The 24,987-nt window shown below is 69.9% G+C and carries 21 protein-coding genes; 12 read left to right on the top strand and 9 right to left on the bottom strand.

The genetic code is table 11. The annotated features are described in order from the left end of the window. The first annotated feature begins 169 nt into the window (after nt 1-169). From PROPJV5_RS04330 to recR, 3 genes are all read left to right on the top strand, one after another. Nucleotides 170-2,623 (top strand): DNA polymerase III subunit gamma and tau, encoded by a 2,454-nt coding sequence (locus PROPJV5_RS04330; RefSeq protein ID WP_119715298.1) that lies wholly within the window; start codon nt 170-172, stop codon nt 2,621-2,623. Between the two features lie 84 nt (nt 2,624-2,707). After that, nucleotides 2,708-3,016: a YbaB/EbfC family nucleoid-associated protein gene (locus PROPJV5_RS04335; RefSeq protein ID WP_119715117.1), complete on the top strand. Its 309-nt coding sequence runs from the start codon at nt 2,708-2,710 to the stop codon at nt 3,014-3,016. Between the two features lies 1 nt (nt 3,017). Beyond that, nucleotides 3,018-3,623: a recombination mediator RecR gene (recR, locus tag PROPJV5_RS04340; RefSeq protein WP_119715118.1), complete on the top strand. Its 606-nt coding sequence runs from the start codon at nt 3,018-3,020 to the stop codon at nt 3,621-3,623. Nucleotides 3,624-3,658: 35 nt separating this feature from the next. Here the strand turns inward: recR and PROPJV5_RS12375 are convergent, their stop codons facing one another. Both PROPJV5_RS12375 and PROPJV5_RS04350 read right to left on the bottom strand, forming a co-directional pair. Then, nucleotides 3,659-4,561: a hypothetical protein gene (locus tag PROPJV5_RS12375; RefSeq protein ID WP_147385344.1), complete on the bottom strand. Its 903-nt coding sequence runs from the start codon at nt 4,559-4,561 to the stop codon at nt 3,659-3,661. Between the two features lie 9 nt (nt 4,562-4,570). Continuing rightward, entirely contained in the window at nt 4,571-5,467 is an 897-nt protein-coding gene (locus PROPJV5_RS04350) for an RNA polymerase sigma factor (RefSeq protein WP_147385345.1), read from the bottom strand. A 443-nt stretch (nt 5,468-5,910) separates the two neighbouring features. Between PROPJV5_RS04350 and ileS the strand changes: the two genes are divergently transcribed. Further along, on the top strand, nt 5,911-9,093 hold the full coding sequence (ileS, locus tag PROPJV5_RS04355; RefSeq protein ID WP_119715121.1) for an isoleucine--tRNA ligase: 3,183 nt from the start codon (nt 5,911-5,913) through the stop codon (nt 9,091-9,093). A 173-nt stretch (nt 9,094-9,266) separates the two neighbouring features. On the opposite strand, the gene PROPJV5_RS04360 is transcribed toward ileS, so the two are convergent. The 3 genes from PROPJV5_RS04360 to PROPJV5_RS04370 form a co-directional block, all read right to left on the bottom strand. Next, nucleotides 9,267-10,160, bottom strand: coding sequence for an NAD(P)-dependent oxidoreductase (locus tag PROPJV5_RS04360; protein ID WP_119715122.1), 894 nt, complete (start codon nt 10,158-10,160; stop codon nt 9,267-9,269). Nucleotides 10,161-10,200: 40 nt separating this feature from the next. Continuing rightward, complete coding sequence (locus tag PROPJV5_RS04365) at nt 10,201-11,193, bottom strand: Gfo/Idh/MocA family protein (protein WP_119715123.1); 993 nt, start codon at nt 11,191-11,193, stop codon at nt 10,201-10,203. 206 nt (nt 11,194-11,399) lie between these two features. Next, nucleotides 11,400-11,876, bottom strand: coding sequence for a DUF1707 SHOCT-like domain-containing protein (locus tag PROPJV5_RS04370; RefSeq protein ID WP_182858572.1), 477 nt, complete (start codon nt 11,874-11,876; stop codon nt 11,400-11,402). 72 nt (nt 11,877-11,948) lie between these two features. Between PROPJV5_RS04370 and PROPJV5_RS04375 the strand changes: the two genes are divergently transcribed. Then, nucleotides 11,949-13,220: an aspartate kinase gene (locus PROPJV5_RS04375; RefSeq protein ID WP_119715125.1), complete on the top strand. Its 1,272-nt coding sequence runs from the start codon at nt 11,949-11,951 to the stop codon at nt 13,218-13,220. Beyond that, nucleotides 13,217-15,142 carry a murein biosynthesis integral membrane protein MurJ gene (gene murJ / locus PROPJV5_RS04380; protein WP_239018389.1) on the top strand — a complete coding sequence of 642 codons (1,926 nt, stop codon included), beginning with the start codon at nt 13,217-13,219 and terminating at the stop codon, nt 15,140-15,142. Before PROPJV5_RS04375 ends, murJ begins: the two co-directional genes overlap by 4 nt. 100 nt (nt 15,143-15,242) lie before the next feature. On the opposite strand, the gene PROPJV5_RS04385 is transcribed toward murJ, so the two are convergent. The 3 genes from PROPJV5_RS04385 to PROPJV5_RS04395 all read right to left on the bottom strand — a co-directional run bounded on the left by PROPJV5_RS04385 (nt 15,243) and on the right by PROPJV5_RS04395 (nt 17,773). Continuing rightward, nucleotides 15,243-16,184 (bottom strand): carbohydrate kinase family protein, encoded by a 942-nt coding sequence (locus PROPJV5_RS04385; protein WP_119715126.1) that lies wholly within the window; start codon nt 16,182-16,184, stop codon nt 15,243-15,245. Nucleotides 16,185-16,259: 75 nt separating this feature from the next. Next, complete coding sequence (locus PROPJV5_RS04390) at nt 16,260-17,117, bottom strand: class I SAM-dependent methyltransferase (protein WP_119715127.1); 858 nt, start codon at nt 17,115-17,117, stop codon at nt 16,260-16,262. Between the two features lie 134 nt (nt 17,118-17,251). Continuing rightward, nucleotides 17,252-17,773, bottom strand: coding sequence for a YbaK/EbsC family protein (locus PROPJV5_RS04395; RefSeq protein WP_119715128.1), 522 nt, complete (start codon nt 17,771-17,773; stop codon nt 17,252-17,254). Nucleotides 17,774-17,936: 163 nt separating this feature from the next. Between PROPJV5_RS04395 and dhaK the strand changes: the two genes are divergently transcribed. Genes dhaK through dhaM form a run of 3 tightly spaced genes read left to right on the top strand, consistent with a single transcriptional unit; the run spans nt 17,937 to nt 19,983 of the window. Further along, complete coding sequence (gene dhaK, locus PROPJV5_RS04400; RefSeq protein ID WP_119715129.1) at nt 17,937-18,938, top strand: dihydroxyacetone kinase subunit DhaK; 1,002 nt, start codon at nt 17,937-17,939, stop codon at nt 18,936-18,938. A 2-nt stretch (nt 18,939-18,940) separates the two neighbouring features. Continuing rightward, nucleotides 18,941-19,579 carry a dihydroxyacetone kinase subunit DhaL gene (gene dhaL, locus PROPJV5_RS04405; RefSeq protein ID WP_119715130.1) on the top strand — a complete coding sequence of 213 codons (639 nt, stop codon included), beginning with the start codon at nt 18,941-18,943 and terminating at the stop codon, nt 19,577-19,579. Beyond that, a complete protein-coding gene (gene dhaM / locus PROPJV5_RS04410) occupies nt 19,576-19,983 on the top strand; it encodes a dihydroxyacetone kinase phosphoryl donor subunit DhaM (protein ID WP_119715131.1) in 408 nt (135 codons plus the stop codon). Before dhaL ends, dhaM begins: the two co-directional genes overlap by 4 nt. A 197-nt stretch (nt 19,984-20,180) precedes the next feature. Here the strand turns inward: dhaM and PROPJV5_RS04415 are convergent, their stop codons facing one another. Then, nucleotides 20,181-21,197: a LacI family DNA-binding transcriptional regulator gene (locus tag PROPJV5_RS04415; RefSeq protein WP_220474329.1), complete on the bottom strand. Its 1,017-nt coding sequence runs from the start codon at nt 21,195-21,197 to the stop codon at nt 20,181-20,183. A 242-nt stretch (nt 21,198-21,439) separates the two neighbouring features. On the opposite strand from PROPJV5_RS04415, the gene PROPJV5_RS04420 reads away from it, so the two are divergent. From PROPJV5_RS04420 to PROPJV5_RS04430, 3 genes are read left to right on the top strand one after another with little or no spacing between them, the layout of a single operon-like run. Beyond that, nucleotides 21,440-22,462 carry a Gfo/Idh/MocA family oxidoreductase gene (locus PROPJV5_RS04420; protein WP_239018390.1) on the top strand — a complete coding sequence of 341 codons (1,023 nt, stop codon included), beginning with the start codon at nt 21,440-21,442 and terminating at the stop codon, nt 22,460-22,462. After that, nucleotides 22,459-23,250 carry a TIM barrel protein gene (locus PROPJV5_RS04425; RefSeq protein WP_119715134.1) on the top strand — a complete coding sequence of 264 codons (792 nt, stop codon included), beginning with the start codon at nt 22,459-22,461 and terminating at the stop codon, nt 23,248-23,250. The genes PROPJV5_RS04420 and PROPJV5_RS04425 overlap by 4 nt, the downstream gene beginning before the upstream one ends. Beyond that, nucleotides 23,247-24,653, top strand: coding sequence for a sugar porter family MFS transporter (locus tag PROPJV5_RS04430; RefSeq protein WP_119715135.1), 1,407 nt, complete (start codon nt 23,247-23,249; stop codon nt 24,651-24,653). The genes PROPJV5_RS04425 and PROPJV5_RS04430 overlap by 4 nt, the downstream gene beginning before the upstream one ends. Nucleotides 24,654-24,987: the final 334 nt, after the last annotated feature.

The raw sequence follows: 24,987 nt of genomic DNA on the forward strand, positions 1-24,987 counted from the left end.
ATCCGGGCAGGGCCCGGGCCGTCCGGATGCGGGTCGGGAAATGCCCGCGGCGCCTAATAGTCTGGTTCCCGTGAGCGATCCAGAAGAAGACGTCGAACCCCTCGATGCCGTCGACGAGGGCTTCTTCGCGCAGACCGGCCCGAGCCTCTTCGGCGACGATGAGCCTGCGATGCCCGCGCCCGCCTTCGTCGACGAGCCACTGGTCGACACCGAGCTCGACGAGGCCGGATCGGTCGAGGCCAGTATCGAGGAGGGCTTCGACCCCGACGACCCCGCTCTCGGCGAACCCGACGACGATGCCGACGGCGACGGCGGGGGCCCGGCCGCCGAGATCACCGAGCCCGTCTTCGACCCGGGCCCCGACGAGGAGGCAGAGCTCGAACGGCTCGTCGAACAGGACGCCTCGCAGGCCCAGCTGGCGCTCTACCGCCGCTACCGCCCCGACACCTTCACCGAGGTGATCGGTCAGGAGCACGTCACCGAGCCGCTCATGCGCGCCATCGCCAACGGCCGCGTCCACCACGCCTACCTGTTCAGCGGCCCGCGCGGCTGCGGCAAGACCACGAGCGCCCGGATCCTCGCCCGCTGCCTCAACTGCGAGCAGGGCCCCACCCCCACCCCGTGCGGGCACTGCCGCAGCTGCCGCGACCTGGCCACCGGGGGCCCGGGCAGCATCGACGTCATCGAGATCGACGCCGCCTCGCACGGCGGGGTCGACGACGCCCGGGACCTGCGCGAGGGCGTCTACTTCGCCCCCGTCCACTCGCGCTACAAGATCTACATCATCGACGAGGCTCACATGGTCACCCCGGCGGGCTTCAACGCCCTGCTCAAGGTGGTCGAGGAGCCCCCCGCCCATGTGAAGTTCATCTTCGCCACCACCGAGCCCGACAGGGTCATCGGCACCATCCGCTCCCGCACCCACCACTACCCGTTCCGCCTGGTGCCGCCGAAGGTACTCACCGGCTACCTGCAGAAGATCTGCGACGAGGAGCACGTGCGGGTCGAGTCCGGCGTGCTGCCGCTCGTCGTCCAGGCCGGCGCCGGGTCGGTGCGCGACTCGCTGTCGGTGCTCGACCAGCTGCTCGGCGCGGCCGGTGAGGACGGTGTCGGCTACCGGCAGGCGGCCGCCCTGCTCGGCTACACGCCCGACGCGCTGCTCGACGAGATGATCGACGCCTTCGCCTCCGGCGACGGCAAGGGCGTGTTCGGCACGGTCGACAAGGTCATCGAGATCGGTCAGGACCCTCGCCGCTTCGCCGAGGACCTGCTCTCGCGGCTGCGCGACCTGGTCATCATCGCCCAGGTGCCCGACGCCCTCACCTCCGGTCTCATCGACGTCGCGCCCGACCTGGCCGACCGGCTCAACCAGCAGGCCGTGCGCTTCGGGGCCGGTGAGCTGTCCCGGGCCGCCCAGGTCATCGCCCAGGGGCTCACCCAGATGCGCGGCACGACCGCCCCCCGGCTCTATCTCGAACTCATGTGCGCGCGCGTGCTCGTGCCAGGCGCCGACGCCTCGGAGGGCGGCATCACCGCCCGCCTCGACCGTCTGGAACGCCGCCTCGGCGTTCCCGCCGGCGGCGGCGACCAGCCCGCCTTGGCCCAGCCGACCCAGCAGGCGGCTCCGCCGGTCCCGGCCCCACGGGCACCGTCCCAGAACCCCGTCGCGGCGCCGGCGCAGCACGGTGCCGACCCGGCGCCCGCCCCGAGCCCCGCCTCCGATCGGCCGGCGGCTCCGGGCCAGGCCAGGGCCCAGCGTCCAGCCGGCCAGCCCCCCTCCGGACAACGCCCGGCCGGGCAGGCGCCAGCAGCGCAGCCCCCTGCCGCCCAGCGCCCCGCAGGGCAGCGTCCGGCGGGCCACCCGCCCGCCGGTCAACGCCCGGCGGGCAGCCCCCCGGCCGGCACGCCCGCCCCGCAGCCACCCGCCCAGCAGGGGCCGGCGCCGCAGACCGGCGTCGCCCAGGTCACCACGGCCCAGCTGCGCCAGATGTGGCCGCAGGTGCTCGAAGCGGTCAAGGACCGCCGCCGTTTCGCCTGGATGACACTCGGCCCCAACGCCCAGGTGCTCGACGTCAACGGCGGCCGCCTCACGCTCGCCTTCAACAATCCGGGGGCCCGCGAGTCCTTCGTCTCGCACGGCGGCGCCGACGTGCTGCACGACGCCCTCATCGCCACTCTCGGCGCCGACCTCGAGATCGACACGGTCATCGAAGGGCAGGCCGCGGTCAACGACCTTCAGCAGCGGGGCGACCCACCCGCGGGCGGCGGCGACCAGCGCCCTTTTGAACCGGCGTCTGCGCGGACCGGCCGGCCCCCGGCCGGTCCCGTGGACGACAACCCCGGTGCCCCGTCGGTTCACGACCCGTGGGCCACCCAGCCCGGCGCCGGTGCGCCGGAGCCCGCCCCGCAGCCAGGCGCCGACCCGGGCGACCCGGCCCCGGCGGTGCGCCACCACGTCATCAGCCCACCCGACGAGGCCGAGGGCGACGAGTACGACCCGGACGCCGATGTGAGCATGGACGACGTGACCATCGTGGATTCGGACAAGCCGGCCACCCAGCTGCTCATCGACGAGCTGGGCGCCGAGCTGATCGAAGAGGTCGCGAACGAGGCCCAGCCCTGACCCCGTCGCCACGTACCATGGATGACCGGTGACCGGCCCGTGACGGCCGTGCACGCATCGGCCACTCGTCCTGAAAGGCAGACCATGTTTCCCGAGGGTATGGATATGAACGCCCTGCTCGAGCAGGCCCAGCAGGTGCAGGCCCAGCTCCAGGCGGCCCAGCGCGACCTCGAGGCCACGAGCTTCACCGGCACCGCCGGCGGCGAACTCGTCGAGGCCACCGTCAGGGGAAACGGCGAACTCATCGGCTTGGCCATCAAGCCCGAGGCCATCGACCCCTCCGACCCCGAGGGGCTCGCCGACCTCGTCCTCGCCGCGGTGCGCGACGCCTCGACGAAGGCCTCCGCCGCCGCCCAGAAGGTCGTCCCCGATCTCGGCCAGCTGGGTCTGTGACGTGTACGACGGACCAGTCCAGGAACTCATCGACGAACTGGGGCGCCTGCCCGGGGTGGGGCCCAAGAGCGCCCAGCGCATCGCCTTCTGGTTGCTCGAGCAGCCGCAGGCCGACGTCGAGCGCCTCGCGAACGTGCTCATGACCGTCAAGGAGCACACTCACATGTGCTCGGTGTGCTTCAACGTCACCGACGCCGAGACCTGCCGCATCTGCCGCGACCCGCGCCGTGACCGCTCGCTCATCTGCGTCGTCGAGGAGTCGAAGGACGTCGTCGCCATCGAGCGCACCCGCGAGTTCCACGGGCTCTACCACGTCCTCGGCGGCTCGATCAGCCCCATCGACGGCCGCGGCCCCGGCGACCTGCGGATCGCCGAGCTGGTGCGCCGCCTGTCCGACACGACGGTCGAGGAGGTCATCCTGGCCACCAACCCGAACCTCGAGGGCGAGGCCACGGCGACCTACATCTCACGCCTGCTGGCCGACACCCCGGGCATCCGGGTCAGCAAACTCGCCTCGGGCCTGCCCGTCGGCGGCGACCTCGAGTACGCCGACGACGTGACCCTCGGCAGGGCCTTCAACGGCCGCCGCTACATGGGCGACGAATAGGCACACAGCTTCTCTGGGGACACGGCGGCACGTGGTTATGCGGCCCCGCCGCACGGGATAGTGGCCCTGGCCGTCTCCTTGCCGTCCTGCTCCTCGATCACCACGCACACCTGATTACCAGAGGGGGATTCAGCCGGGCTGCTGCTCTCCTTGGCCTTCTCCAGGCGTTCCTTGTAGGGCTCCTGGTCGCAATCGACCTTTCTCTCGGACCAGAAGAAATATTCATCGCCTGCACCTCGCCGCTCTTCCCTGACCTTGCAGATGGGATCACTGGGCTCGGGAGAGGGCGTGGCAGAACTCGGCGGGGCGCTGCTTTCCGATGCGGAGGAGGCAGGGCTTGATGGGGAAGGGGCCTCGGTTTGTGAGGCAGAGGGACTTTCCGGGGACGTGGGGTTGCTGGGAGTGAGCGACGGCTCAGACGTGCCTGAATCCTCGTCCCCATTGCGGGAATCGGGCCCGCTGGGGGAGCCCGGCCTGAGAGCCTCGATGATCCGCTCGGGCAGTGAACGCAGGGTCTCGAGGATCTCCTCGAGGATGTTCGGGTCGGTGCCCGGGCCGGCGGGTTCCAGCTCGGGCTGGGAGGGCTGCACCAGGATGGGGGCATCCGAGGGCGACGCGCTCTGTTCGGGAGACTCGGACTGCGTGGGCGACGATGACGGAGACGCCGAGGACGACTGGGACGGGCTGGCCGAACTCGGGGTGATCGTCACGACCGGGGTGGAGACCGGAAGGTCGGAGTTGTCGTTCGACGTGACAACGCCGATGGCGACCCCCGTCGTCGCGATGGCGCCGGCCGTCACCGCTGCGGCGATCTTCATGCGCGCAACACGGCGCGCCTTGATCGCGAAGCCGACCGCCTGATCCGCCAGGGAGGCGCTCATCGCGGTGGCTTCGGGAGGCGTGGCTGCAAGATCGCGCAGCTCGTCGCTGATACCCACAGAATTTCCTTAACCTGTGGCCAGTCTGCGGGGCGAGGGCCCTTGCGGCTGGTCATCATCGGGGGCGTTCTGCATCACACGGGCCGGCCCACCGGAACGTGTGGAAGCGTCATCGTCGTTGTGTACCGGCGGCTCGCCGGCATTGCGGTCCGTCGCCGACAGCGCAGGATCGCCGCTGTAGACCTTACCTCGCGATCCTGGCTCGTCGCCCTGCACCCAGGTGAATCCGATCTGCGCGGCAGAACCCACGGATGAATTCTCCGCGGCCTTCTCGGCTGCGCTCTTGCGGCCGGCCTTCGCGTCGAGGTGGCGACGGATCTCGACGATGGAACCGAACTTGCGCTTGCGGGGCTGCGTCTTCAGCGGGATCAGTCCGTGCTGTTCCCGCTCGTCGCGGCCCGCGCCGTTCCCGGCGGCGGGCATGACGACCGTGGGTATGTCACCCTCGTCGTCGTGCTGGACGGGCGGCGAACTGCTCAGCGCACTGAAGGTGGCCAGGGCACTGCGCACCTCGCCCGTGCTGCACGCGAGATCGGTGGCGACCTTCTGCGTGCTGCAGTCGTCGAGCACGGCGTGCACCGCGATCGCGCGGTCCACCGGTGCGAGGGCCGCCAGGCGGCGCGCGATGAAGGCCTCACCGCTCTGTTCGCCCGCATTGGCCGGCGGGGCGTCCTCGTAGCCGTCCTTGCCGGCGTCCTCGAGGAACAGGCGGTAGACGCAGAGCCGCGCCCACTCGGCGCACTCGGCGTCGCTCGTGCGGTGCTTGTACTGCTTGAGCAGTTCCTTGGCGGTCCGGTTCAACAGGTTCTCTGCGATGTCGCGGTCATGACTGAGGAGGAAGGCGATGCGGTAGAGCGCAGGGGTGTGCTCCGCGACGAACTCGCGGTAACCCTCGGGCACTCCCATGCAATGGCTCCGATTCGGTTTCGACGTGGCGGGGAACGACGACCCTGCCGGGGAGGTGAACCACGCCAGCTTAGCAACAGTTAAGGAAAAATCATATTCTTCCTAGCCAAACCCGATATAGCTTTCACAGGATCAATTCAGGGTCGCCGTTGGGGTGGTCCCGCCGGCGCCACGAGTCGGTGGGGGCGGCCGCGGGCGAGCCGGGGCCATTGGGCTGCTCGTCTACAATGTTCGGGTCGCACGGCGTTGATGGAGCCATCACTTCGGAGCCGCCGGAAGAACGGCAGGGCATCCTGCTCATTAGAACCGGCAGCGGCACACAAGCAAGAGGGGGTGCCCGGTGGTGCCCCAAGAAGGGTGGTACCGCGGGCCGCCCCGGCCTGTGAAAGGCCGGGCCTCTCGTCCCTTCGCAGCGTCAGCGACGTCGACAGCGAAGAGGAACGATGACACCAACCGAGCCAGCCGCGAACCGATACCGCGCGGTTCCCGCCCAGATCGACCTGCCGGCGATGGACCACGAGATCATCGCCTTCTGGGAGGCCAACGACACCTTCGCCAAGAGCTGGCGGGCGACCCAGGACGGTCCCCGCTGGAACTTCTTCGAAGGCCCGCCCACCGCCAACGGCCAGCCCGGCACCCACCACATCGAGGCCCGCGTCTTCAAGGACTTCTTCCCCCGGTTCAAGACGATGCAGGGCTACCGGGTCGACCGCAAGGCCGGCTGGGACTGCCACGGCCTGCCCGTCGAACTGGCCGTCGAGAAGGAACTCGGCATCGACAACAAGAGCCAGATCGAGGAGTACGGCATCGAGGCGTTCAACGCGAAGTGCCGGGCCTCGGTCAGCGAGCACGTCGACGAGTTCGTCGAACTGACCCGCCGCATGGGCTACTGGGTCACCATGGACGACGCCTACTGGACGATGGCCCCCGAGTACGTCGACTCCGAGTGGTGGGCGCTGCAGAAGATCTTCAACGACGGCCTGCTCGTGCAGGACTACCGCGTCACGCCGTACTGTCCCAAGGACGAGACCGCCCTGTCCGACCATGAGGTCTCCCAGGGCTACCGCGACGTCACCGAGCCCTCGATCTTCGTCGCCCTGCCGCTCACCAGCGGACTGTGGGCAGCCCGGGGCGCCAAGCTGCTCGTCTGGACGACGACCCCCTGGACCCTCGTCTCGAACACGGCCGTCGCCGTACACCCCGAGGTCACCTACGTGCTCGCCACCGATGGCACGCAGCGGCTCGTGCTGGCCGAACCCCTCTTCGACACCGTGCTGGGGGCCACCGACGAGGACGGCGAGCGGATCTGGACGGTGCTGGAGACCGCGACCGGCGCCGACATGGCGGGCTGGGACTACCAGCGCCCCTATGAGCTGGTGCCCTTCGACAAGCGCGCCAACTTCATCGTGCTGGCCGATTACGTCACCACCGGTGACGGCTCCGGCCTCGTCCACCAGGCGCCCGCCTTCGGCGCCGACGACATGGCCGTCGGCCGCGCCAACGACCTGCCGGTCATCAACCCGATCCGTCCCGACGGCACCTTCGAGGAGGGCCTGCCGCTCGTCGGCGGCCTGTTCTTCAAGGACGCCGACCCCGTGATCGTCGCCGACCTGGAACGGCGCGGCATCCTGTTCCGCGCCGAGGACCACACGCACTCGTACCCGCACTGCTGGCGCTGCGGCACGCCGCTGATCTACTACGCCCAGCCCAGCTGGTACATCCGCACCACCCAGCGCAAGGACGAACTCCTCGCCCAGAACGAGAAGACCACCTGGTACCCGGACAACATCAAGTGGGGCCGCTACGGCGACTGGCTGCGCAACAACATCGACTGGGCCCTGTCGCGCACCCGCTACTGGGGCACGCCGCTGCCCATCTGGCGCAACGACGAGGACCCGACCAGGCTCCGCTGCGTCGGCTCGCGCGCCGAACTCGCCGAGCTGGCCGGCCGGCCCGAACTGGCCGACATGGACCCGCACCGCCCGTTCGTCGACGACGTGACCTTCACCCTGCCCGGCGAGACCGGCACCTACCGCCGCGTGCCCGAGGTCATCGACGCCTGGTTCGACTCCGGCTCGATGTCCTTCGCCCAGTGGGGCTACCCGTGGGTCGAGGGCTCGAAGGAGAGGTTCGCCGAGCACTTCCCGGCCGACTTCATCTGCGAGGCTATCGACCAGACCCGCGGCTGGTTCTACACGATGATGACGGTGCCGACCCTCGTCTTCGGCGAGTCCAGCTACAAGAACGTGCTCTGCCTGGGTCACATCCTGGCCGAGGACGGCCGCAAGATGAGCAAGCACTTCGGCAACATCCTGCTGCCGATCCCGCTCATGGACCGTCACGGCGCCGACGCGGTCCGCTGGTTCATGGCCTCCTCCGGGTCCCCGTGGTCGGCCCGCCGGGTCGGCGACACGACGCTGCAGGAAGTCGTCCGCAAGGTCATGCTGACTTACTGGAACACGGTCGCCTTCCACAGTCTCTACGCCCGCGCCAACGACTGGACGCCCACCGGGCAGGCCCCGGCAGTCGCCGGGCGGCACGTGCTGGACCGCTGGCTGACCAGCGCCGTCAACCAGCTCGTCGCGGACGTCACCGAGGCGTTGGAGGCGTTCGACTCGCAGCGCTACGGCACCCTCATCGCCGGCTTCATCGACGAGCTGTCGAACTGGTACGTGCGGCGCTCACGCCGCCGCTTCTGGGACGGCGACGCCGGCGCCCTGTGGACGCTGCACGAGACCCTGGCCACGCTCACCCAGCTCATGGCCCCGCTGGCCCCGTTCATCACCGAACGGGTCTGGCAGGACCTGTTCCGCCCGACACTGCCCGACGCCCCCGAGTCGGTGCACCTGACCGGCTGGCCGCAGGCCGACACCGCGCTCATCGACACCGAGCTGGACGATGCCATGGAACTGGCCCGCCGACTCGTCGAGGTGGGCCGTTCGGCACGCGCCGAGGCCAAGGTGAAGACCCGCCAGCCGCTGGGCCGGGCACTCGTCAACTCGGCCGCCATCGACCGGCTGCCCGCCGAGCTCGTCGACGAGATCACCGCCGAGCTGAACATCGAACGGCTCGACTCGTTCAGCTCCGCCGGCGACGTCGTCGTCCACACCGCCAAGGCCAACTTCCGTGCCCTCGGCAGGCGCTACGGCAAGCAGACGCCCGTCGTCGCCTCCGCGATCGCCGACGCCGACGCGGCGGCCCTCGCCTCGGGGCTCGCCGACGGCGGCACGGTGACGCTCGACGTCGCCGGCGTCGGGCCCGTCGAGCTGGGGGCCGACGACGTTTTCATCACCGAGCGCCCCCGCGAGGGCTGGTCGGTTGCCGACGTCCAGGGCGACACCATCGCCCTCGACCTCACGCTCACCCCCGAGCTCGTCAGCGCCGGCCGGGCCCGTGAGGTCATCCGGTTCGTGCAGGACTCCCGCAAGGCCGCCGGCCTCGACGTCTCGGACCGCATCGACCTGGCCTGGGCGAGCGATGACGCCGACCTGGCGGCGGCCATCGAGACCCACTCCGAGCTGATCGCCGCCGAGGTGCTCGCCACGAGCATGCACCGCGCAGAGCCGGCCGGTGACTGGCGTGAGGACGACGAACTCCGCCTGAAGGTGAAGGTCACCAAGGTCTGAGCCACGCCGCGCACTCGTCTGCGCCGCCCGCCCGACCCGGGCGGGCGGCGCACCGTCGGTGAGCGCCGGGGTGCCCGTGGGTTCGTCGAGGAGAACGAGCCCGAGGCCGGGAATCGTCGGTGAGCGCCGGACGTCCAACCGGTTCGACGCCCCGGTCGAGGGGACCGGCCCGGTCAGGACGTCTGCTCGCCCAGCCCGTTGATCCGGTCCGTCGCCTCGGCCACCCACGGCACGTTGTGCCCGGCGTAGCCGGCCGAGCAGGCCAGTGAGAGTGTCTCGTGGACGCCGTCGCCCACCACCGGGGCGACCTGTACGTCACCGGCCAGCCGCGTGTAGTAGCGCACGTCCTTGCGGGCGTTGCCCAGCGCGAACTGCTGGCGCTCGTAGTCGCCGTTCAGGGTGGCGCCCATGATGGCGAGCAGCTGGTTGTCGAACATGCCCTTGCCCAGTACGTCGACGAGCGTCTGCGGGTCGGCGCCCGCTGCGCGCGCCACGGTGAACGACTCGGCCAGCGCCGTCGTCGCCGCCTGGAGGCAGAAGTTGTTGAGCAGTTTGATCGTGTGGCCGGCCCCCACCGGGCCCGCGCGCAGGATGTTCTCGCAGTAGCTCGCCAGCACCGGTTCGATCCGGGCGAAGACCTCGTCGTCGGCACCGACGAGCGTGTTGAGGCGCCCCTGCTCGGCCTCGGCCGGGCCGCGGGTGAGCGGCGCATCGGCGTAGGCGACCCCGGCTGCCGCGGCCTGCGCGGCCAGCTCGCGGGTGACTGACGGTTCGCTCGTCGCCGCGTCGACGATCACCAGGCCCTCACGCGGGCTGGTGAGCAGCCCGTCCGGCCCGGTGACGACCTGCTGCACGTCCTGGGCGGTCGTGATGCAGATGACGACGATCTCGCACTGGGCCCCCAGCTCGGCGTTGCCGGCGACCCGGCGGGCGCCCATCGCCTCCAGATCGGCCGGTGCGTTGCGGTGCACCGTGTAGACCAGGTCGAACCCGGCCTTGGCGATGTTCTTCGCCATCCCGTGCCCCATGAGGCCGTTCGCCCCGATGAACCCCACTGTCGTCGCCATTGTCCTCGTGTTCCTTCCCGTCCGGGTCGATCCCAGGATGTCACAGGGTCAATCGGTCGTGCGGGCGGTAGCCGAACTGGTCGAGGGCCTGCGTCATCGTCTGCGAGACGGCCAGGGTGTCCGACAGCGGCACCAGTTCGTGCTCGGTGGCGCCGGCAGCGATCGCGTCGGTGGCCGACTGCAGTTCGTGACGGTAGCCGGCGCCCTCGAACGGCTCACTGATCACCTCGGCCTCGACGTGGTCCTCCGGGGTGTGCACCGTGATGGCCGAGGGGTGGTGGAACCGGGGGCCGACCTCGATGAAGCCGCTCGTGCCGATGATCGCCATGCGTCCCGGGCCGTGGCCGGCCAGCGAGCAGCACAGCTGCGCGAAGGAGCCGTCGCCGTAGCGCAGCTGGAGCGCCACATCGGCGTCCACCCCGTTGCTGTAGCAACGGCCGATGCACTGCATGCCGGTGGGGGTGCCCAGGAAGTCCTGGGCGAAGTGCAGCAGGTAGACGCCCAGGTCGAGCATCGAGCCGCCGCCCATCTCGGGCGCGAACAGCCGGTCGGTCGGGTCGAAGTCGCGGTACGAGAACAGGTCGCCCTGCAGCGCCCGCACCCGGCCGATGCGCCCCGACTCCACGACGCTGTGGGCCGCCTGAACGGCCGGCAGGAAGCGCGTCCACATGCCCTCCATGAGGAAGACGTGGCGCTCGCGGGCGGCGCGGATCAGCTGGCGGGTGTGCTCGCCCTGACAGCACATCGACTTCTCGACGAGGACCGCCTTGCCGGCGCCGATCGCGGCCAGGGCCAGGGGGAAGTGCTGGGCGTTGGGGGTGCCGATGTACAGAGCGTCGACGTCAGGGTCGGCGACGAGCTCCTCGTAGCTGCCGTGGGCGTGCGGTATGTCGAACTCGGCCGCGAAGGCTCGCGCCCGCTCGGTGCTGCGCGACCCGACGGCGACGACCTCGGCGTCCTCGACGGCCTTGAACTCTGACGCGATGATCCGTGCGACCCGACCCGGTCCAGCGATTCCCCATTGAATGCTCATGTACTGAAGACTAGATTCCCGCCCCGCCCGATGAACAGCCTTCGCCCAGTGGCCGCGGCCGATTCAGGGGCGAGCCCGTGGGCCGCTGCGCCCGCGAGAAGCCGTGCCGGGCACGACCGGCAAGACCGCCAGTGTGCTCATCCCCTGTGCACGGCCCCGTCCTCGGACGTGACTGCGCCTGGCGGGGCTGTGCCGGACGTCGGGTCTCAGTCCTCGTCGCCCGGCGGCAGCGCCTTGTTGTCACGAAGAGTGCGCTGGATCGTCCCGGTGAGGATCGAGACCACCATGGCGATGAGTACGACCCGCCACGGGGCACCGAAGAAGAGGACGCCGATGAGGGCCACCGGCCAGACCGTGCCGCTGATCGTGCCGAGCACGACGGACAGTGTCCGGTGTGCGTTCCCGCCACGGGGCGCCGGGACCGGCGCCTGCCAGGGCGTCAGGGCGCTTGGGCTGGCGGCGGGCCCGACCGGGCCGGTCTCGTCGAAGAAACGGGCCTGGGGATCGGCCGGCAGATCGGTGAACAGCGCGTCGAGCTCGTCCTGGTGGTGCGCGGCGAGAACCGCCGACATGCGCTCCTCGAACTCCTCGGTGCTGAGACGCCCGGCGGCGTAGTGACTCTGCAGGAGCTCGAGTGCTGCGTCCCGTTCGGCGTCGCCGATGCGCAGGAAGGGCTTGTCCACGCGCCCAATGCTATTCCCGCCGGTCACGGCCGGGCAGCTAGAGTTGGGCTCGTCAGTCCACGAGGGGAAGCCATGGCAAGGATCGTCCAGAAGTACGGCGGGTCATCCGTTGCGGATGCCGCATCCATCAAACGCGTCGCGCGGCGCATCGCGCGGGCCCGCCACGACGGCAATGACGTCGTCGTCGTCATCTCGGCGATGGGCGACACCACCGACGAACTGATGGACCTCGCGCTCGAGGTGAGCCCTCAGCCGCAGCCCCGCGAACTCGACATGCTGCTCACCACCGGCGAGCGCCAGAGCGCCGCCCTGCTGGCGATGGCCCTCAACGACCTGGGCGTGCCCGCCCGCAGCTACACCGGCAGCCAGGCCGGGGTCATCACCACGGGCCTGCACGGCAACGCCCGCATCATCGACATCACGCCCGGCCGCATCAACAAGTCCCTCGAACTCGGCAACGTCACCATCGTGGCCGGTTTCCAGGGCGTCAGCCAGGACACCAAGGACGTCACCACCCTCGGGCGCGGCGCCTCGGACACGACGGCGGTCGCCCTGGCAGCATCCCTCGGCGCCGAGTACTGCGAGATCTACACCGACGTCGACGGCGTCTTCACCGCCGACCCGCGCATCGTCCCCTCCGCCGCCCAGATCCCCGAGATCACCTACGAGGAGATGATGGAGATGGCGGCCTGCGGCTCCAAGGTGCTGCACCTGCGCTGCGTCGAGTACGCGCGCCGCGAGAACATCCCCGTGCACGTGCGCAGTTCGTTCAACGACAAGCCCGGCACCTGGGTCACCGGACACACCGACATGAGGAAGGGCAATGAGATGGAACAGGCAATGATCACCGGCATCGCGTCCGACCGCGGCGAGGCGAAGGTCACGATCGTCGGTGTGCCCGACCAGATCGGCAAGGCCGCCAAGATCTTCGACGTCATCGCGGAGGCCGAGATCAACATCGACGTCATCGTGCAGAACGTCTCGGCCGCCAGCGGGCGCACCGACATCTCCTTCACGCTGCCGATGAGCGACGGCAAGAAGGCCATCGACGCCCTCACCGCCAACCAGGAGGAGATCGGCTTCGAGAAGCTGCTCTACGACGACCAGATCGGCAAGATCTCCGTCATCGGTGTCGGTATGCGCACCCACCCCGGTGTCACCGCCCGCTTCTTCGACGCCCTGGCCGAGCAGGACATCAACATCGACATGATCTCCACCTCCGAGATAAGGATCTCCGTCGTGGTCCAGGCCGACCTGCTCGACAAGGCTGTTCGTGCCGCCCACACCGCCTTCGGCCTCGACGCCGATGGTGAGGCGGTCGTCTACGCGGGTACCGGGCGTTGAGCTATCGCCCCCGCAGGGCCGACATCCCGCCGCCGGATCCGTACGGCGACGACGAGCCGACACGCATCATCCCGCGCGTCGAGCTCGAGGCCCTCGCCCCCGCCTTCCCCGGGGCGGGGTTACGGATCCACCCCGGCCAGAGCGGCCCGGGGGCGCCGACGACGGGCGGGACACCCGGGCCGGCCCGCGGCCTGCCCGGTGACCGTCCCGACGTCCCGCGTCGCAGCGCCCCGCCCGACCAGGCCCGGCCCGGCGGGCCGGCAGAGGGCGAGCAGATCGACCAGGCGGCGATCGACGAGCGCGACCGCCGGAACCTGGGCCGCAACTCCATCCTCATGGCCTCCGGCACCCTCGTGTCCCGGGTGCTCGGCATGGTCAACGCCATGCTTCTGGTGAAGGTCGTCGGCCAGACGCTCGCCGCCGACGCCTTCCGCTCGGCCAACTCGCTGCCGAACTACATCCTCGTGCTGCTGTCCGGCGGCATCCTCAACGCCGTCCTGCTGCCGCAGATCACCAAGGCGATGAAACGCCCCGATGGCGGCAGGCAGCTCGTCGACCGTCTCCTGACCATCACCTTCGCGCTCATCCTGAGCATCGCCCTGCTCTGCACCGTCGGAGCCGGCCTGCTCATGCGCATCACCCGGCTGCAGGGTCCTGCCCTGCACCTGGCGATCGAGTTCGCCTACCTGTGCATGCCGCAGGTGCTCTTCTACGGCATCTTCGCCGTCTTCGGCAATCTGCTCAACGCCCGCGGCTCCTTCGGCCCCTACGGCTGGGCGCCCGTGCTCAACAACGTCGTCGCGATCGGCGGCGAGCTCCTCTTCCTGCGCATGTGGGGCCAGCAGGCCGACCCGACCACCTGGACGACCCCGATGGTGTGGGTGCTGGCCGGCACGGCCACCCTCGGCATCCTCGCCCAGGCCCTCGTCCTAGTGCCCGTGCTCATCCACACCGGTTTCCGCTGGCGGCCGCGCTGGGGCCTGCGCGGCTACGGGTTCGGCCAGATCGGCCGGTTCGCCAGTCTCACCTTCCTGGCGCTGTGCATCGCCCAGGGCGGCGGCCTGTTCATCATGAACGTCGCCACCGGCATGATCGACCGCGCCCCCGAGGGACGCTACGTCGCCGGCTACGCCGCCTACCAGAACGCGAACACGCTCTTCCAGATGCCGTACTCGCTCATCGCCTTCTCCATCCTCACGGCCCTGTTCCCGCAGCTGGCCCGAGCCTGGCAGCGGCGCGACGAGGCGGTCGGCCTGGGCGACATGCAGGAACTGCTCTACAAGGGCCTGACCCTGCCGATGGTCGGCATCATCCCGACGAGCGTCATGCTCATCGCGCTCGCCCGCCCGGTCGTGCGCGGCATCTACTGGAGCCTGACCCCGGAGGAGGCCACCGCCACCGCCTGGGTGCTGGCCGTCATGGTCTCCTCGACCGTCGCGTACACGATCGTGACGCTGCAGCAGCAGTACTGTTTCGCCACCGAGCAGGGCGGCACGAATCTGTGGATGCAGTGCCTGGTCACCGGCCTGCAGGTGGCCTTCGCCCTGGTGGCACTGACGGTGCCGGCCAGCGTCGGCGTCGTGACGATCTGCCTTGGCATGTTCACCGGCAACACGGTGCTGGCACTCGTCTTCACGGCCTACGCCCGCCGCCAGATGGGCGGGCTCAACCTGCGCGGCGTCCTCAGCCTGTACGCGCGGATGCTGGCCGCCTCGATCCTCGCCGGGGTGCCCGCCTACTTCACCGCCTCGTACATCGTCTGGACCATGCACGACAGGCTCATCGCCCAGTACGCGGCCGACCTCGCCGGGGCGGTCGTCTTCGTCATCTTCCTCCTCATCGGCGTGCGCATCTTCCGGGTCGGGGAGTTCCAGACCTTCCTCGACTCGATCCTGCGCAGGCTGCACCTCAAACGGGGCTGAGCCCGGCCGACACCGTCGCTCAGGCTAGAAGGCCCAACGGGCCCCAGCAGGAGACGGTTCTCACACCCGCTCCTGTCCCGGCGGGTGACTACCCCTGGGATCAGGAGCGCGAGGAGAGCAGCGCCCGCACCTCGTCGGCGTCCGGAGGGTTCGCGCCGATGCGCGAGCAGGTGATCGAGGCCGCCGCGCAGCCGGTGCGCAACGCCCGGACCAGGTCCTGATCGTCACTCAGCCACACGCTGAGGAAGCCGGCGGTGAAGGTGTCACCGGCCCCAACGGTGTCGGCAACGGCGGTGGGGATTCCCGGTACGGACACGGGCTCGCGGTCGGCGCCGACGGCGAAGGCGCCCTCGCCGCCGGCCGTGACGACGACCAGGTCCAGCCCGTGTTCGCGGGCCATGCCGGCCGCGATGTCCTGGGCCGAGGCCCCACCTTCCGGGTAGAGCCAGCGCAGGTCCTCATCGCTGGCCCGGACGATGCCGCCGCGCTCGCCGAGCACCTTCAGGAAGGGGGCGAGCAGTTCGGCGTAGCGCTCCCGGTCCGGTTGCACGGTGGGACGCACGTTCAGGTCGAACGACAGCCTGGCCGGCGTCGTGGACAGGTAGTCGAGCAGGGCGCTGCGGCCGGGTTCGACGACGGCGACCAGCGAGCCGGTGTGCAGCCAGTCGTCGGCGCTCAGCTGGGGGAAGTCCTGGCCGGTCCAGTTGAAGTTTGCGGTGTTCAGCAGGTGGAAGGTGTAGGTCGCCTGGCCTGTGGAATCCACGCTGACGATCGCCAGCGAGGTGGGCTCGGACTCGGTCTGCACCGTCATGTCCAGGCCGACGCGGTTGACGGCCAGGTGGCTGCGCAGCTGAGCGCCGAAACCGTCGCCGCCGAGCCTGCCCAGGAACTGGGCGGGCAGGCCCAGACGGGCCAGGGCAATGGCCGTGTTGAGCGGCCCGCCGGCCGAGTGGGCCTGCCACAGGCTCGACTGTGTCGTGCCGGGGACGGAGTTGTCGGGGATGAGGTCGATGAGTGCTTCGCCGCACACCACTACGCGCATGGCTCCACTCTAGGGTAGATGGCCCGGCCGTGTCGGCCGATCACCGGACTCGTGCCGGCCGTTTTGCGGCGCCGTTCACTTGCGTCCGTGGATGATGCCGGCGCCCTTGAGCATCCAGGGCGTCCTGATCCAGGCTGGTGCGCCGGCCACGCTCTCGGTGCGCGGGATGTACTCGATCTGTGTGACGCCCCCGTCGCGCAGTTCCTGCACGAAGGCCTCCATGTCGCCGTAGAGCCTGCGGTGACCGAACATGTCCTGGAAGCTGAAGGCGCCGCCGGGGCGGACCACGCGCAGGGCCTCGCGGACGAGCGCCCGCTTGTCTGGTTCGGAACGCACCTCGTGGAAGACGAAGTTGCTGACCGCGGCATCGAAGGCGCCGTCGGGGGCGTCGAGACGGGCCGCGTCACCGTCGACGAAGGCCACGCGGTCGTCGACGTTCTCGGCGCGGGCGTTATGCTCGCACTGCTCCCTGGCATGACTCCACTTGGGGTTCCACCGGTCGATCCCGGTGAACCGGCCGCCGGGGAAGGTCTTGGCGCATCGGATGGTGAGCGCCCCGGCGCCGCAGCCGATGTCGAGCAGCTCGCCACGGCCATCCCAGTCGAGGTTGTCGACGACCAGCTGGTGCATGGCGCCCATGAGGCGGCCGCCGTCGAAGGCGAAGCGTCGGCGGCACAACTCCAGGTAGCCGGTGAGGGCCAGTGCGAGAAGACACAGCACGCCGACGACGGCCAGGACGGCCTGGTTCGCCCACATGATGAGCAGCAGGGAGAGGACCAGTAATAGGATGCCGGAGGCGACGAGCAGGGTGCCCATGAGCGCGGCCGGCACCCAGTTGCCGTAGTCGACCTGGCCGGTGCGTTGCAGTTCTGCCTCTGCCCAGGCGTACCCCTGCGTGTCGGTACGCGGTGGTTGTCCATCGCGTTCGGTCATGCTGTTCCTCCACCCATCTCAGGGCAGCAGCTTAGTGAACCCCTGAGCGTCCGGCTAGGGTTGGGAGAAGAAAAACCCATGTCAGAGGCCAGTTTCGCCCCTAGGTGACACGCGGACCGGCCAGGCGGGCGGGTTCAGGAGGCCAGGTGTTCGACGAGTTCGGCGCCCGGCAGGGCCAGCAGTGAGCGGCCGGGGACGATGAGTTTGGCCGCCCGGGTGCCGGCCCCGATGCAGACCTGGTCGGCGGCGGCCACGGCTGAGTCGATCCAGATCGGCCAGGCCGCGGGCAGGCCGACGGGTGTGATCGCGCCGTACTCCATGCCGGACTCGGCGACGGCGTCGTCCATGGGCGCGAAGGAGCACTTGCGCACGTCCAGGCGCCTGCGGACGAGCCGGTTGACGTCGACGCGGGTCGTTGCCAGGGCCAGACAGGCCGCCGTGCGCACGTCCTCGCCGCGCCGGCCGCGGACGATCACGCAGTTGGCGCAGGTCGACTCGTCCTCACCATAGGCGCGGCACAGCGCCTCGGTGTCCGACAGGGCCGGGTCGATGGCGAAGACCTGGGCCTCGGGCAGCAGGTGGATGAGTCGGCGGACTGGCTCGCCGAGCAGCTCGGGGTGCTCGGTGGCGGGCAGGTGCACAAGGGCGTCGAACATGGTTCGAGACTAGTGCGGGTACCGAGTCCGTCACCGCCCGTCCGCGCCGGCAGGCCCGCCGGGAATGGCACGAATGTGCGGCACAGGGGCGTCCGGTGTGAAGATGCTGTCGACCTGCCGTCCTGCTGATGAATGGGGGAGGGCCCCGGGGTAGCTTCGTGTCATGAAGAAACTCATCAATTCCGTCGACACCGTGGTCACAGATGCCCTCACCGGCATGGCGGCGGCGCACCCGGGCGCTCTCCGCGTGGACACCGATCAGCACATCGTCTACCGCGCGCAGGCCAAGGAGCAGGGCAAGGTCGCCATCGTCTCCGGCGGCGGCAGCGGCCACGAGCCGCTGCACGGCGGATTCGTCGGCTCCGGGATGCTCGACGCCGCATGCGCGGGCGAGATCTTCACCTCACCCGTTCCCGACCAGATCGTCGCGGCCACCGCTGCCGTTGACCGCGGCGCCGGCGTGCTGCACCTGGTGAAGAACTACACCGGTGACGTCATGAACTTCGAGATGGCAGCCGAGATCGTCGCCGCCGATGGGATCGAGGTGGCCTCGGTCGTCACCAACGACGACGTGGCGGTCGAGGACTCCCTCTACACGGCGGGCCGCCGGGGCGTGGGCGTCACCGTCCTCGCCGAGAAGATCGCCGGCGCCGCCGCCGAGGAGGGCCAGTCCCTGGCCCAGGTCGCCGAGATCGCCACCCGCGTCAACGCCAACGGACGCTCGATGGGCATGGCCCTGACAAGCTGCACCGTTCCGGCCAACGGCAAGCCCTCGTTCGACCTGCCCGACGACGAGATGGAGATCGGCATCGGCATTCATGGCGAACCGGGCCGCCACCGCGAGAAGATCGCCCCGGCCTCCGAGATCGCCGGCCGGCTGACCGAGCCGATCCTTGCCGAGCTGCCAGCCGGCGACGGCCGCGGCGTCATCGCCTTCCTCAACGGCATGGGCGCCAGCCCGCTGCTGGAGCTCTACCTCATGTACGGCGAGGTCGCCAAGATTCTCGGTGCGGCCGGCATCACCGTCGAGCGCTCGCTCGTCGGCAACTACATCACCAGCCTCGACATGGCCGGCTGCTCGCTCACCCTGCTGCGCGCCGACGACGAGCTGCTGCGCCTGTGGGACGCCCCGGTGAACACGCCCGGCCTGCGCTGGGGAGTGTGAGCATGGCGTCCACGATCGATCTGAAGGGCCTCGTCACCTGGCTCGAACTGGCCGACGCGGTGATCGCCGAGCACGCCGACGAGCTCACCCAGCTCGACGCGGCCATCGGCGACGCCGACCACGGCACCAACATGAGACGCGGCATGGCGGCCGCGGTCGAGGCCGTCGCGGCCGGCCAGTTCACCACTGCCGATGCGATGCTCAAGAAGGTGGGCATGACGCTCGTGTCCACCGTCGGCGGGGCCTCGGGGCCGCTGTACGGCACGTTCTTCCTGCGCATGGGCGGCGCCCTGGCCGGCAAGGACGAGATTGACGCGGCGGCCCTGGCTGCTGCCGTGGAGGCCGGCATCGGCGGTCTCGTCCAGCGGGGCAAGGCCGCCGCGGGTGAGAAGACGATGCTCGACGCCTGGTACCCGGCGCTCGAGGCCCTCACGGCGCACCCCGGCGACGTGGCGGAGGCCACCCGCGCAGCCGCCGACGCCGCGGCGGCCGGCCGTGACGCCACCGAACCGATGATCGCGACCAAGGGCCGCGCCTCCTACCTGGGAGAGCGGTCGACGGGGCACATCGACCCCGGCGCCGCCTCGACGGCGCTCCTCCTCGACGCCCTGGCGCGGGCCGCCGCGGGTGAGACCGCATGATCGGCGTCGTCGTCGTCTCGCACTCGCCCGAACTCGCCGCCGCAGCGGTCGGCCTCGCCAGGGGGCTCATGCCGCCGTCGGAGGTGCGGCTGGAGACCGCCGCCGGCACCGCCGAGGGGACGCTCGGCACCGACGCCATGGCGATCGTTGAGGCCATCGGGCGGGCCGATGACGGCGAGGGCGTCGTCGTGCTCATGGACCTGGGCAGTGCCGTGATGAGCGCCCAGACGGCCGTCGAGTTCCTCGAGCCCGAGGTGGCCCAGCGCACCAGGCTGCTGGCCGCCCCGCTCGTCGAGGGCCTGTTCGCCGCCTACTCGGCGGCGACCATCGGCCGTGACCTCGACCGGGTGTGCGCCGAGGCCGAGAAGGCCGTCGACGCGAAGAAGAAGCAGCTGGCCGGCTGATCCGACGCCTGCCGGCATGACAGTGGCGCGGGCCGCAGGGCCCGCGCCACTTCGCGCCCGGGTCCGTTCTCCTCGGCTCGGGCCGGCCCCGAGTCGACCGGTCGTGACCAACGCTGTGCCGGTCCCGGTCCCGCGCCGCCGGGTGTGGGCTTCGGGCCGGTTCGGGCGATGAGCGCCCGGCTCGGCCGCCCACCGGGTCAGTGGTCGGGCCGGGCCGGTGCCGTGCTCTCGCGCTCGGTGAGCTCGGGCACCAGGACCTGCTCCCCAGCGACGAACCGCTGCCGCGCGAGCCCGGCCGCACGCTCGCGCGCGACATGGGCCATGAGCGTCGTGTCCTGGCGGATCGTGGTGAGCGGGGTGACCGCGGTGCGTGCGATGCGCGCGTCGTCGAAACCGATCACCGAGACGTCCTCGGGCACCCGTAGGCCGGCGCGGACGAGCATGGTGAGCACGCCCGTGGCCGCGCGGTCGTTGAAGGCCGCGATCGCCGTCGGCGGTTCGCCCTCGTCGAGAATCCGCCGTGTGGCGCGGATGCCCTCCTCCTCGGTGTTGCCGCCCGGTATCACCCGGGCCTGATCGCTCAGGCCGTGTGCTGCCATCGTGTCCCGGAAGGAGCGCCGCCTGATCGCGGCCCCGGGGTGCTGGCCGCCGTCGATGTAGGCGATCGCCCGGTGCCCGAGCCCGATGAGGTGCTCGGTGGCCAGCCGCTGGCCGCCCCGGTCATCGGTGCGGACCACGTCGATCCCGGCGGCGCGCACCTGCCGGGCGACGAGCACCAGGGGCACCTCCTCACGGATGCGGCGCAGCCGTGCCACGGGCAGCATGCTGCCGATGAGGATGATCGCCTCGCACCGTTGACGCAGGAGCGGTTCGATCGTGTGCTCGACGTCACGTCCGGGGACCATGGCCCCCAGCACGAGGTCGAAGCCGTCTCCCTCCGTGCCGTACAGCCCCTCGACAAGGTCGGCGTGGAACGGCTCGGCGACGTGGTAGGCGACGCCGATGAGCCCCGAACTGCTCCGCCGCAGGCTCCTGGCTCGCTCGTCGGGACGGTAACCGATGCTCTCCGCGGCCTCCATGACCCGCTTGCGGGTGGCGTCCGAGGCCCCCGGGGCCCCGCGCATGACGATCGAGGCGAGCGACGTGGAGCATCCCGCGGCCTCGGCGAGCTCGACGAGTGTCGGGCTCTGTCTGCCGCGCCTGCTGCCTGCCACCATGCCCTCCCCGGTCCCGGCCTTGTGCCAGCAAGCCTAGATCATCCCCGGAGCATCCCCGCTGGACGGGTTTAATACTAGAACGTTCTAGTACTGATTCCCTCGGATTGAGATGAATAATGCCCTGTTGACTAGGTGATTAAATATGTTCCGAATTATTTTGTCTTAACATCTTCCAAAGAAGAACTGGAACGTGTTAGCGTGACGAGCATTACAGCATGAATGCGAACGAAGGAGTTCACGTGACTGTCCCACCCATCCGTCTTGCCCTGGTCGGCTCGGGTCGCATCGGCACCCACCACGCTCGGGCCATCGCCCGCGAAGTGCCCGGCGCCGAACTCGCCGCCGTCATCGATCCGAGGATCGACGCCGCGACGGCCCTCGCCGACGAGCTCGGTGCCGCGCCGGCCCCCGACGCCTCCGCCGTCCTGACCGATCAGTCGATCGACGGCATCGTCGTCACCACGCCGGCCGCGCTCCATCGCGACCTCATCGTCAACGCCGCCGCTGCCGGCAAACACGTCTTCACCGAGAAACCGATCACCACGACGCTCCCCGAGGCCACCGAGTGCATCGAGGCGGCCAAGGCCGCCGGCGTCACCCTGCAGGTCGGTTTCAACCGCCGCTTCGCCCCGGGATTCGCCGCCGCACGCGCCGCGATCGACGACGGCCGGGTCGGCACCCCGCAGCTGCTGCGTTCACTGACCCGCGACCCGGGTCCCTACAGCGGGGACCCCTCCCGCACGCCGGCCTGGACCATCTTCCTCGAGACCCTCATCCACGACTTCGACACGCTGCTGTGGCTCAACCCGGGGGCCAAGGTCGTCCAGGTGAACGCACTGGCCGACGCCCTGGTGCGCCCCGACGCCAAGCCCGACGGTTTCCTCGACACCTCGGTGGTCACGCTCACCTTCGACAACGGCGCCTTCGCCACGGCCGAGGCCTCCTTCAGCGCCACCTACGGCTACGACGTGCGCGGCGAGGTGTTCGGCTCCGGCGGCATGGTCACCGCGGGGGACGGCCGCAGCACCGACATGACCTACTACGGCCCGGCAGGGCTCAGCGCCGACACCTCCCGCGCCGACACCGACCTGTTGCACAGCGCCTACGTCGGCGAGTTCCAGGCCTTCGTCGCATCGATCCGCGGCGAGGACGCCGACATCCCCACCGGCGAGGACGGTTTCAACGCCCTCGCCATCGCCCGCGCCGCGATCGTCTCGGTGCAGGAGAACCGTTCCGTCTCCGTCGAGGAGGTCACCCGATGAGCACCCTGACCCTGGCCGCCTGCGCCGAGATGATCTACACCGATCTGCCGTTCGTTCAGCGCGTCGAGAAGATCGCCGCCCGCGGACTCCAGGTCGAGATGTGGAACTGGACCACCAAGGACCTGAAGGAACTGGCCGCCACCGGAGCCACCTTCTCGTCCATGACCGGGTACATCTCCGGCAACCTCACCGAACCCGACGCCGTCGAGGAGTTCCTGGAGTCGGCGCGTCGTTCCGTGGAGGCCGCCGAGATCATCGACAGCCCGCGTCTCAACGTGCACGGCACCGGGCTCGACGGCGAGGGCCACCCCGTCCGTCCCGTCGAGGTGGTCACCCCCGACATGTGGCTGACGGCGCGGGACACCCTGGCCCGGCTGGCCGAGATCGGCCGCGCCGCTGGGCGGGTCTTCACCCTGGAGAACCTCAACCTGCCCGTCGACCACGCCGGAACGCCCTTCGCCCTGGCGAAGGACACCCGTACGCTCGTCAAGGCGGTCGACTCGCCCCACCTCAAGATGAACCTCGACCTCTACCACTGCCAGATCGGCGAGGGCAATCTCATCGAGACCTGCCGGGAGTCCCTGCCCTGGATCGGTGAGATCCAGGTTGCGGACGTGCCCGGCCGCTGCCAGCCCGGCACCGGCGAGATCAACTACGCCGGGGTGGCCCGGGCCCTGCGCGCGATGGGCTACGAGGGCGTCGTCGGCATGGAGGCCTTCGCCTCCGGCGACTCCGATGCCGCTCTCGACGACTTCGTCGCCGCGTTCTCGGAAGGAGGCGGGGCATGAGTGGAGCCGTGGCCCCTGCCGGCGACCAGCGCCGGGTCGACCGGCGGCTGTTCACCATTCGTTCCATCGCCACCCTCGGCGGCCTGCTCTTCGGCTACGACACCGGCGTGATCTCCGGCGCCCTGCCGTTCCTCAAGGAGTCGCCCGAGGCCGGCGGTTTCGGGCTGTCCGCCTTCGACGAGTCCCTCGTCACGACCGGGCTGACCGTCGGCGCCGCCGTCGGCGCGCTCGTCGGCGGCCGCCTGTCAGACCGGTTCGGGCGCAAGAAGAACATCATGACGGTGGCCGTCATCTTCCTCATCGGCGCCCTGGGCTGCGCCGTCGCCCCCAACCGGGAAGTGCTCATCCTCTTCAGGTTCATCCTCGGTCTCGCCGTGGGCGGCGCCTCGGCCACCGTGCCCGTCTACCTGTCCGAGATGTCGCCGGTGAAGATCCGCGGCACGATGGTCTCGCGCAACGAGCTCATGATCGTCACGGGCCAGCTCGCCGCCTACACCTGCAACGCGATCATCGCGACCATCTGGCCGCAGGCCCACATGTGGCGCTGGATGCTCGCCATCGCGACCCTGCCGGCCATCGGCCTGTGGATCGGCATCCACCTGCTCCCGGAGTCCCCGCGCTGGCTCGCCAACAAGGGACGCGTCCAGGAGATGTGGGCGGTCCTCAACGAGGTGCGTCTGGCCGACGAGGTCGAGGACGAGGGCCAGGACATCATCCGCCGCGTCGAGGAGGAACGCGCCATCGGGCGGGGCACCTGGGCCGATCTGCGCATCCCGTGGATCCGCAGGATCACCATCATCGGCGTCGTGCTGGCCTTCTTCTCCCAGCTCACCGGCGTCAACGGCATCATGTACTACGCGCCGACGATCCTCATCTCCACCGGCCTGGGCACCCATGCCTCCATCGTGGCGACGATCGCCAACGGCGTCGTCTCGGTCATCGCGGTGTACATCGGCATCAGGTTCTTCCTCAACCGGCTCCCGCGCCGCCGGATGATGCTCACCGGACAGAGCGGGGTCGTCGGCTCGCTCATCGTCCTCGGCCTGGTCTTCCTGCTGCCCGAGTCGACGGCGCGCAGCTACCTGGTGCTGCTGTTCATGCTGAGCTTCCTGTTCTTCATGCAGTGCTTCATCGGCGTGACCTTCTGGCTCATGCTCTCGGAGATCTTCCCGATGCGCGTGCGCGGCATCGCCAACGGCGTCGCCGTGCTCTGCAACTGGCTGGGCAACATCATCGTCGCCTTCACCTTCCCCAACCTCATCGAGGCGGTGCAGGGCAATGTGTTCTTCATCTTCGCCGCGGTGAACATCTGCTCGCTGCTGTTCTACTGGCGCTTCCTGCCGGAGACCTTCGGCCACTCGCTGGAGGCCCTGGAGCGTCGCTTCGAGGAGCGGTACTCCTGAGCCGAGTGGCCACTCACCAGCCCGTCCTGCGGTCCCCGTGAGAGGACACACGAGGACCGCAGGACAACGGGGGCAGAGAAAACGGGGCGGGCCACCACGATGTGGTGACCCGTCCCGTGCGTGTCTCGGATCACTGGCCCATCCGACGGTCCCAGTACCCCGGTTCTCGCCTGTCGTGGGCGTAGGCCACGATCACCAGTTCGTCCTCGTGCACGAGGTGGTGATCCGGTAGGGGAAGCGCAGAAGATGTCTGCTCCTGAGCTGAACCGGCTGGCCGGCACTGCTCTGATCCTCCGGTGCGGCATCGGGCCACCTGTCAATGGCGGCTATCGTT

The organism is Propionibacterium ruminifibrarum (genome assembly GCF_900289195.1).
Classification (GTDB): Bacteria; Actinomycetota; Actinomycetes; order Propionibacteriales; family Propionibacteriaceae; genus Propionibacterium; species Propionibacterium ruminifibrarum.

Coding starts and splice junctions, on each gene's coding strand:
- PROPJV5_RS04375 (WP_119715125.1), top strand. CDS start 11,949: ATGGCAAGGATCGTCCAGAAGTACGGCGGGTCATCCGTTGCGGATGCC.
- PROPJV5_RS04365 (WP_119715123.1), bottom strand. CDS start 11,193: ATGAGCATTCAATGGGGAATCGCTGGACCGGGTCGGGTCGCACGGATC.
- ileS (WP_119715121.1), top strand. CDS start 5,911: ATGACACCAACCGAGCCAGCCGCGAACCGATACCGCGCGGTTCCCGCC.
- PROPJV5_RS04395 (WP_119715128.1), bottom strand. CDS start 17,773: ATGTTCGACGCCCTTGTGCACCTGCCCGCCACCGAGCACCCCGAGCTG.
- PROPJV5_RS04335 (WP_119715117.1), top strand. CDS start 2,708: ATGTTTCCCGAGGGTATGGATATGAACGCCCTGCTCGAGCAGGCCCAG.
- PROPJV5_RS04330 (WP_119715298.1), top strand. CDS start 170: ATGCCCGCGCCCGCCTTCGTCGACGAGCCACTGGTCGACACCGAGCTC.
- dhaM (WP_119715131.1), top strand. CDS start 19,576: ATGATCGGCGTCGTCGTCGTCTCGCACTCGCCCGAACTCGCCGCCGCA.
- PROPJV5_RS04360 (WP_119715122.1), bottom strand. CDS start 10,160: ATGGCGACGACAGTGGGGTTCATCGGGGCGAACGGCCTCATGGGGCAC.
- dhaK (WP_119715129.1), top strand. CDS start 17,937: ATGAAGAAACTCATCAATTCCGTCGACACCGTGGTCACAGATGCCCTC.
- dhaL (WP_119715130.1), top strand. CDS start 18,941: ATGGCGTCCACGATCGATCTGAAGGGCCTCGTCACCTGGCTCGAACTG.
- PROPJV5_RS04385 (WP_119715126.1), bottom strand. CDS start 16,184: ATGCGCGTAGTGGTGTGCGGCGAAGCACTCATCGACCTCATCCCCGAC.
- PROPJV5_RS04430 (WP_119715135.1), top strand. CDS start 23,247: ATGAGTGGAGCCGTGGCCCCTGCCGGCGACCAGCGCCGGGTCGACCGG.
- PROPJV5_RS04350 (WP_147385345.1), bottom strand. CDS start 5,467: ATGGGAGTGCCCGAGGGTTACCGCGAGTTCGTCGCGGAGCACACCCCT.
- PROPJV5_RS04390 (WP_119715127.1), bottom strand. CDS start 17,117: ATGACCGAACGCGATGGACAACCACCGCGTACCGACACGCAGGGGTAC.
- PROPJV5_RS04425 (WP_119715134.1), top strand. CDS start 22,459: ATGAGCACCCTGACCCTGGCCGCCTGCGCCGAGATGATCTACACCGAT.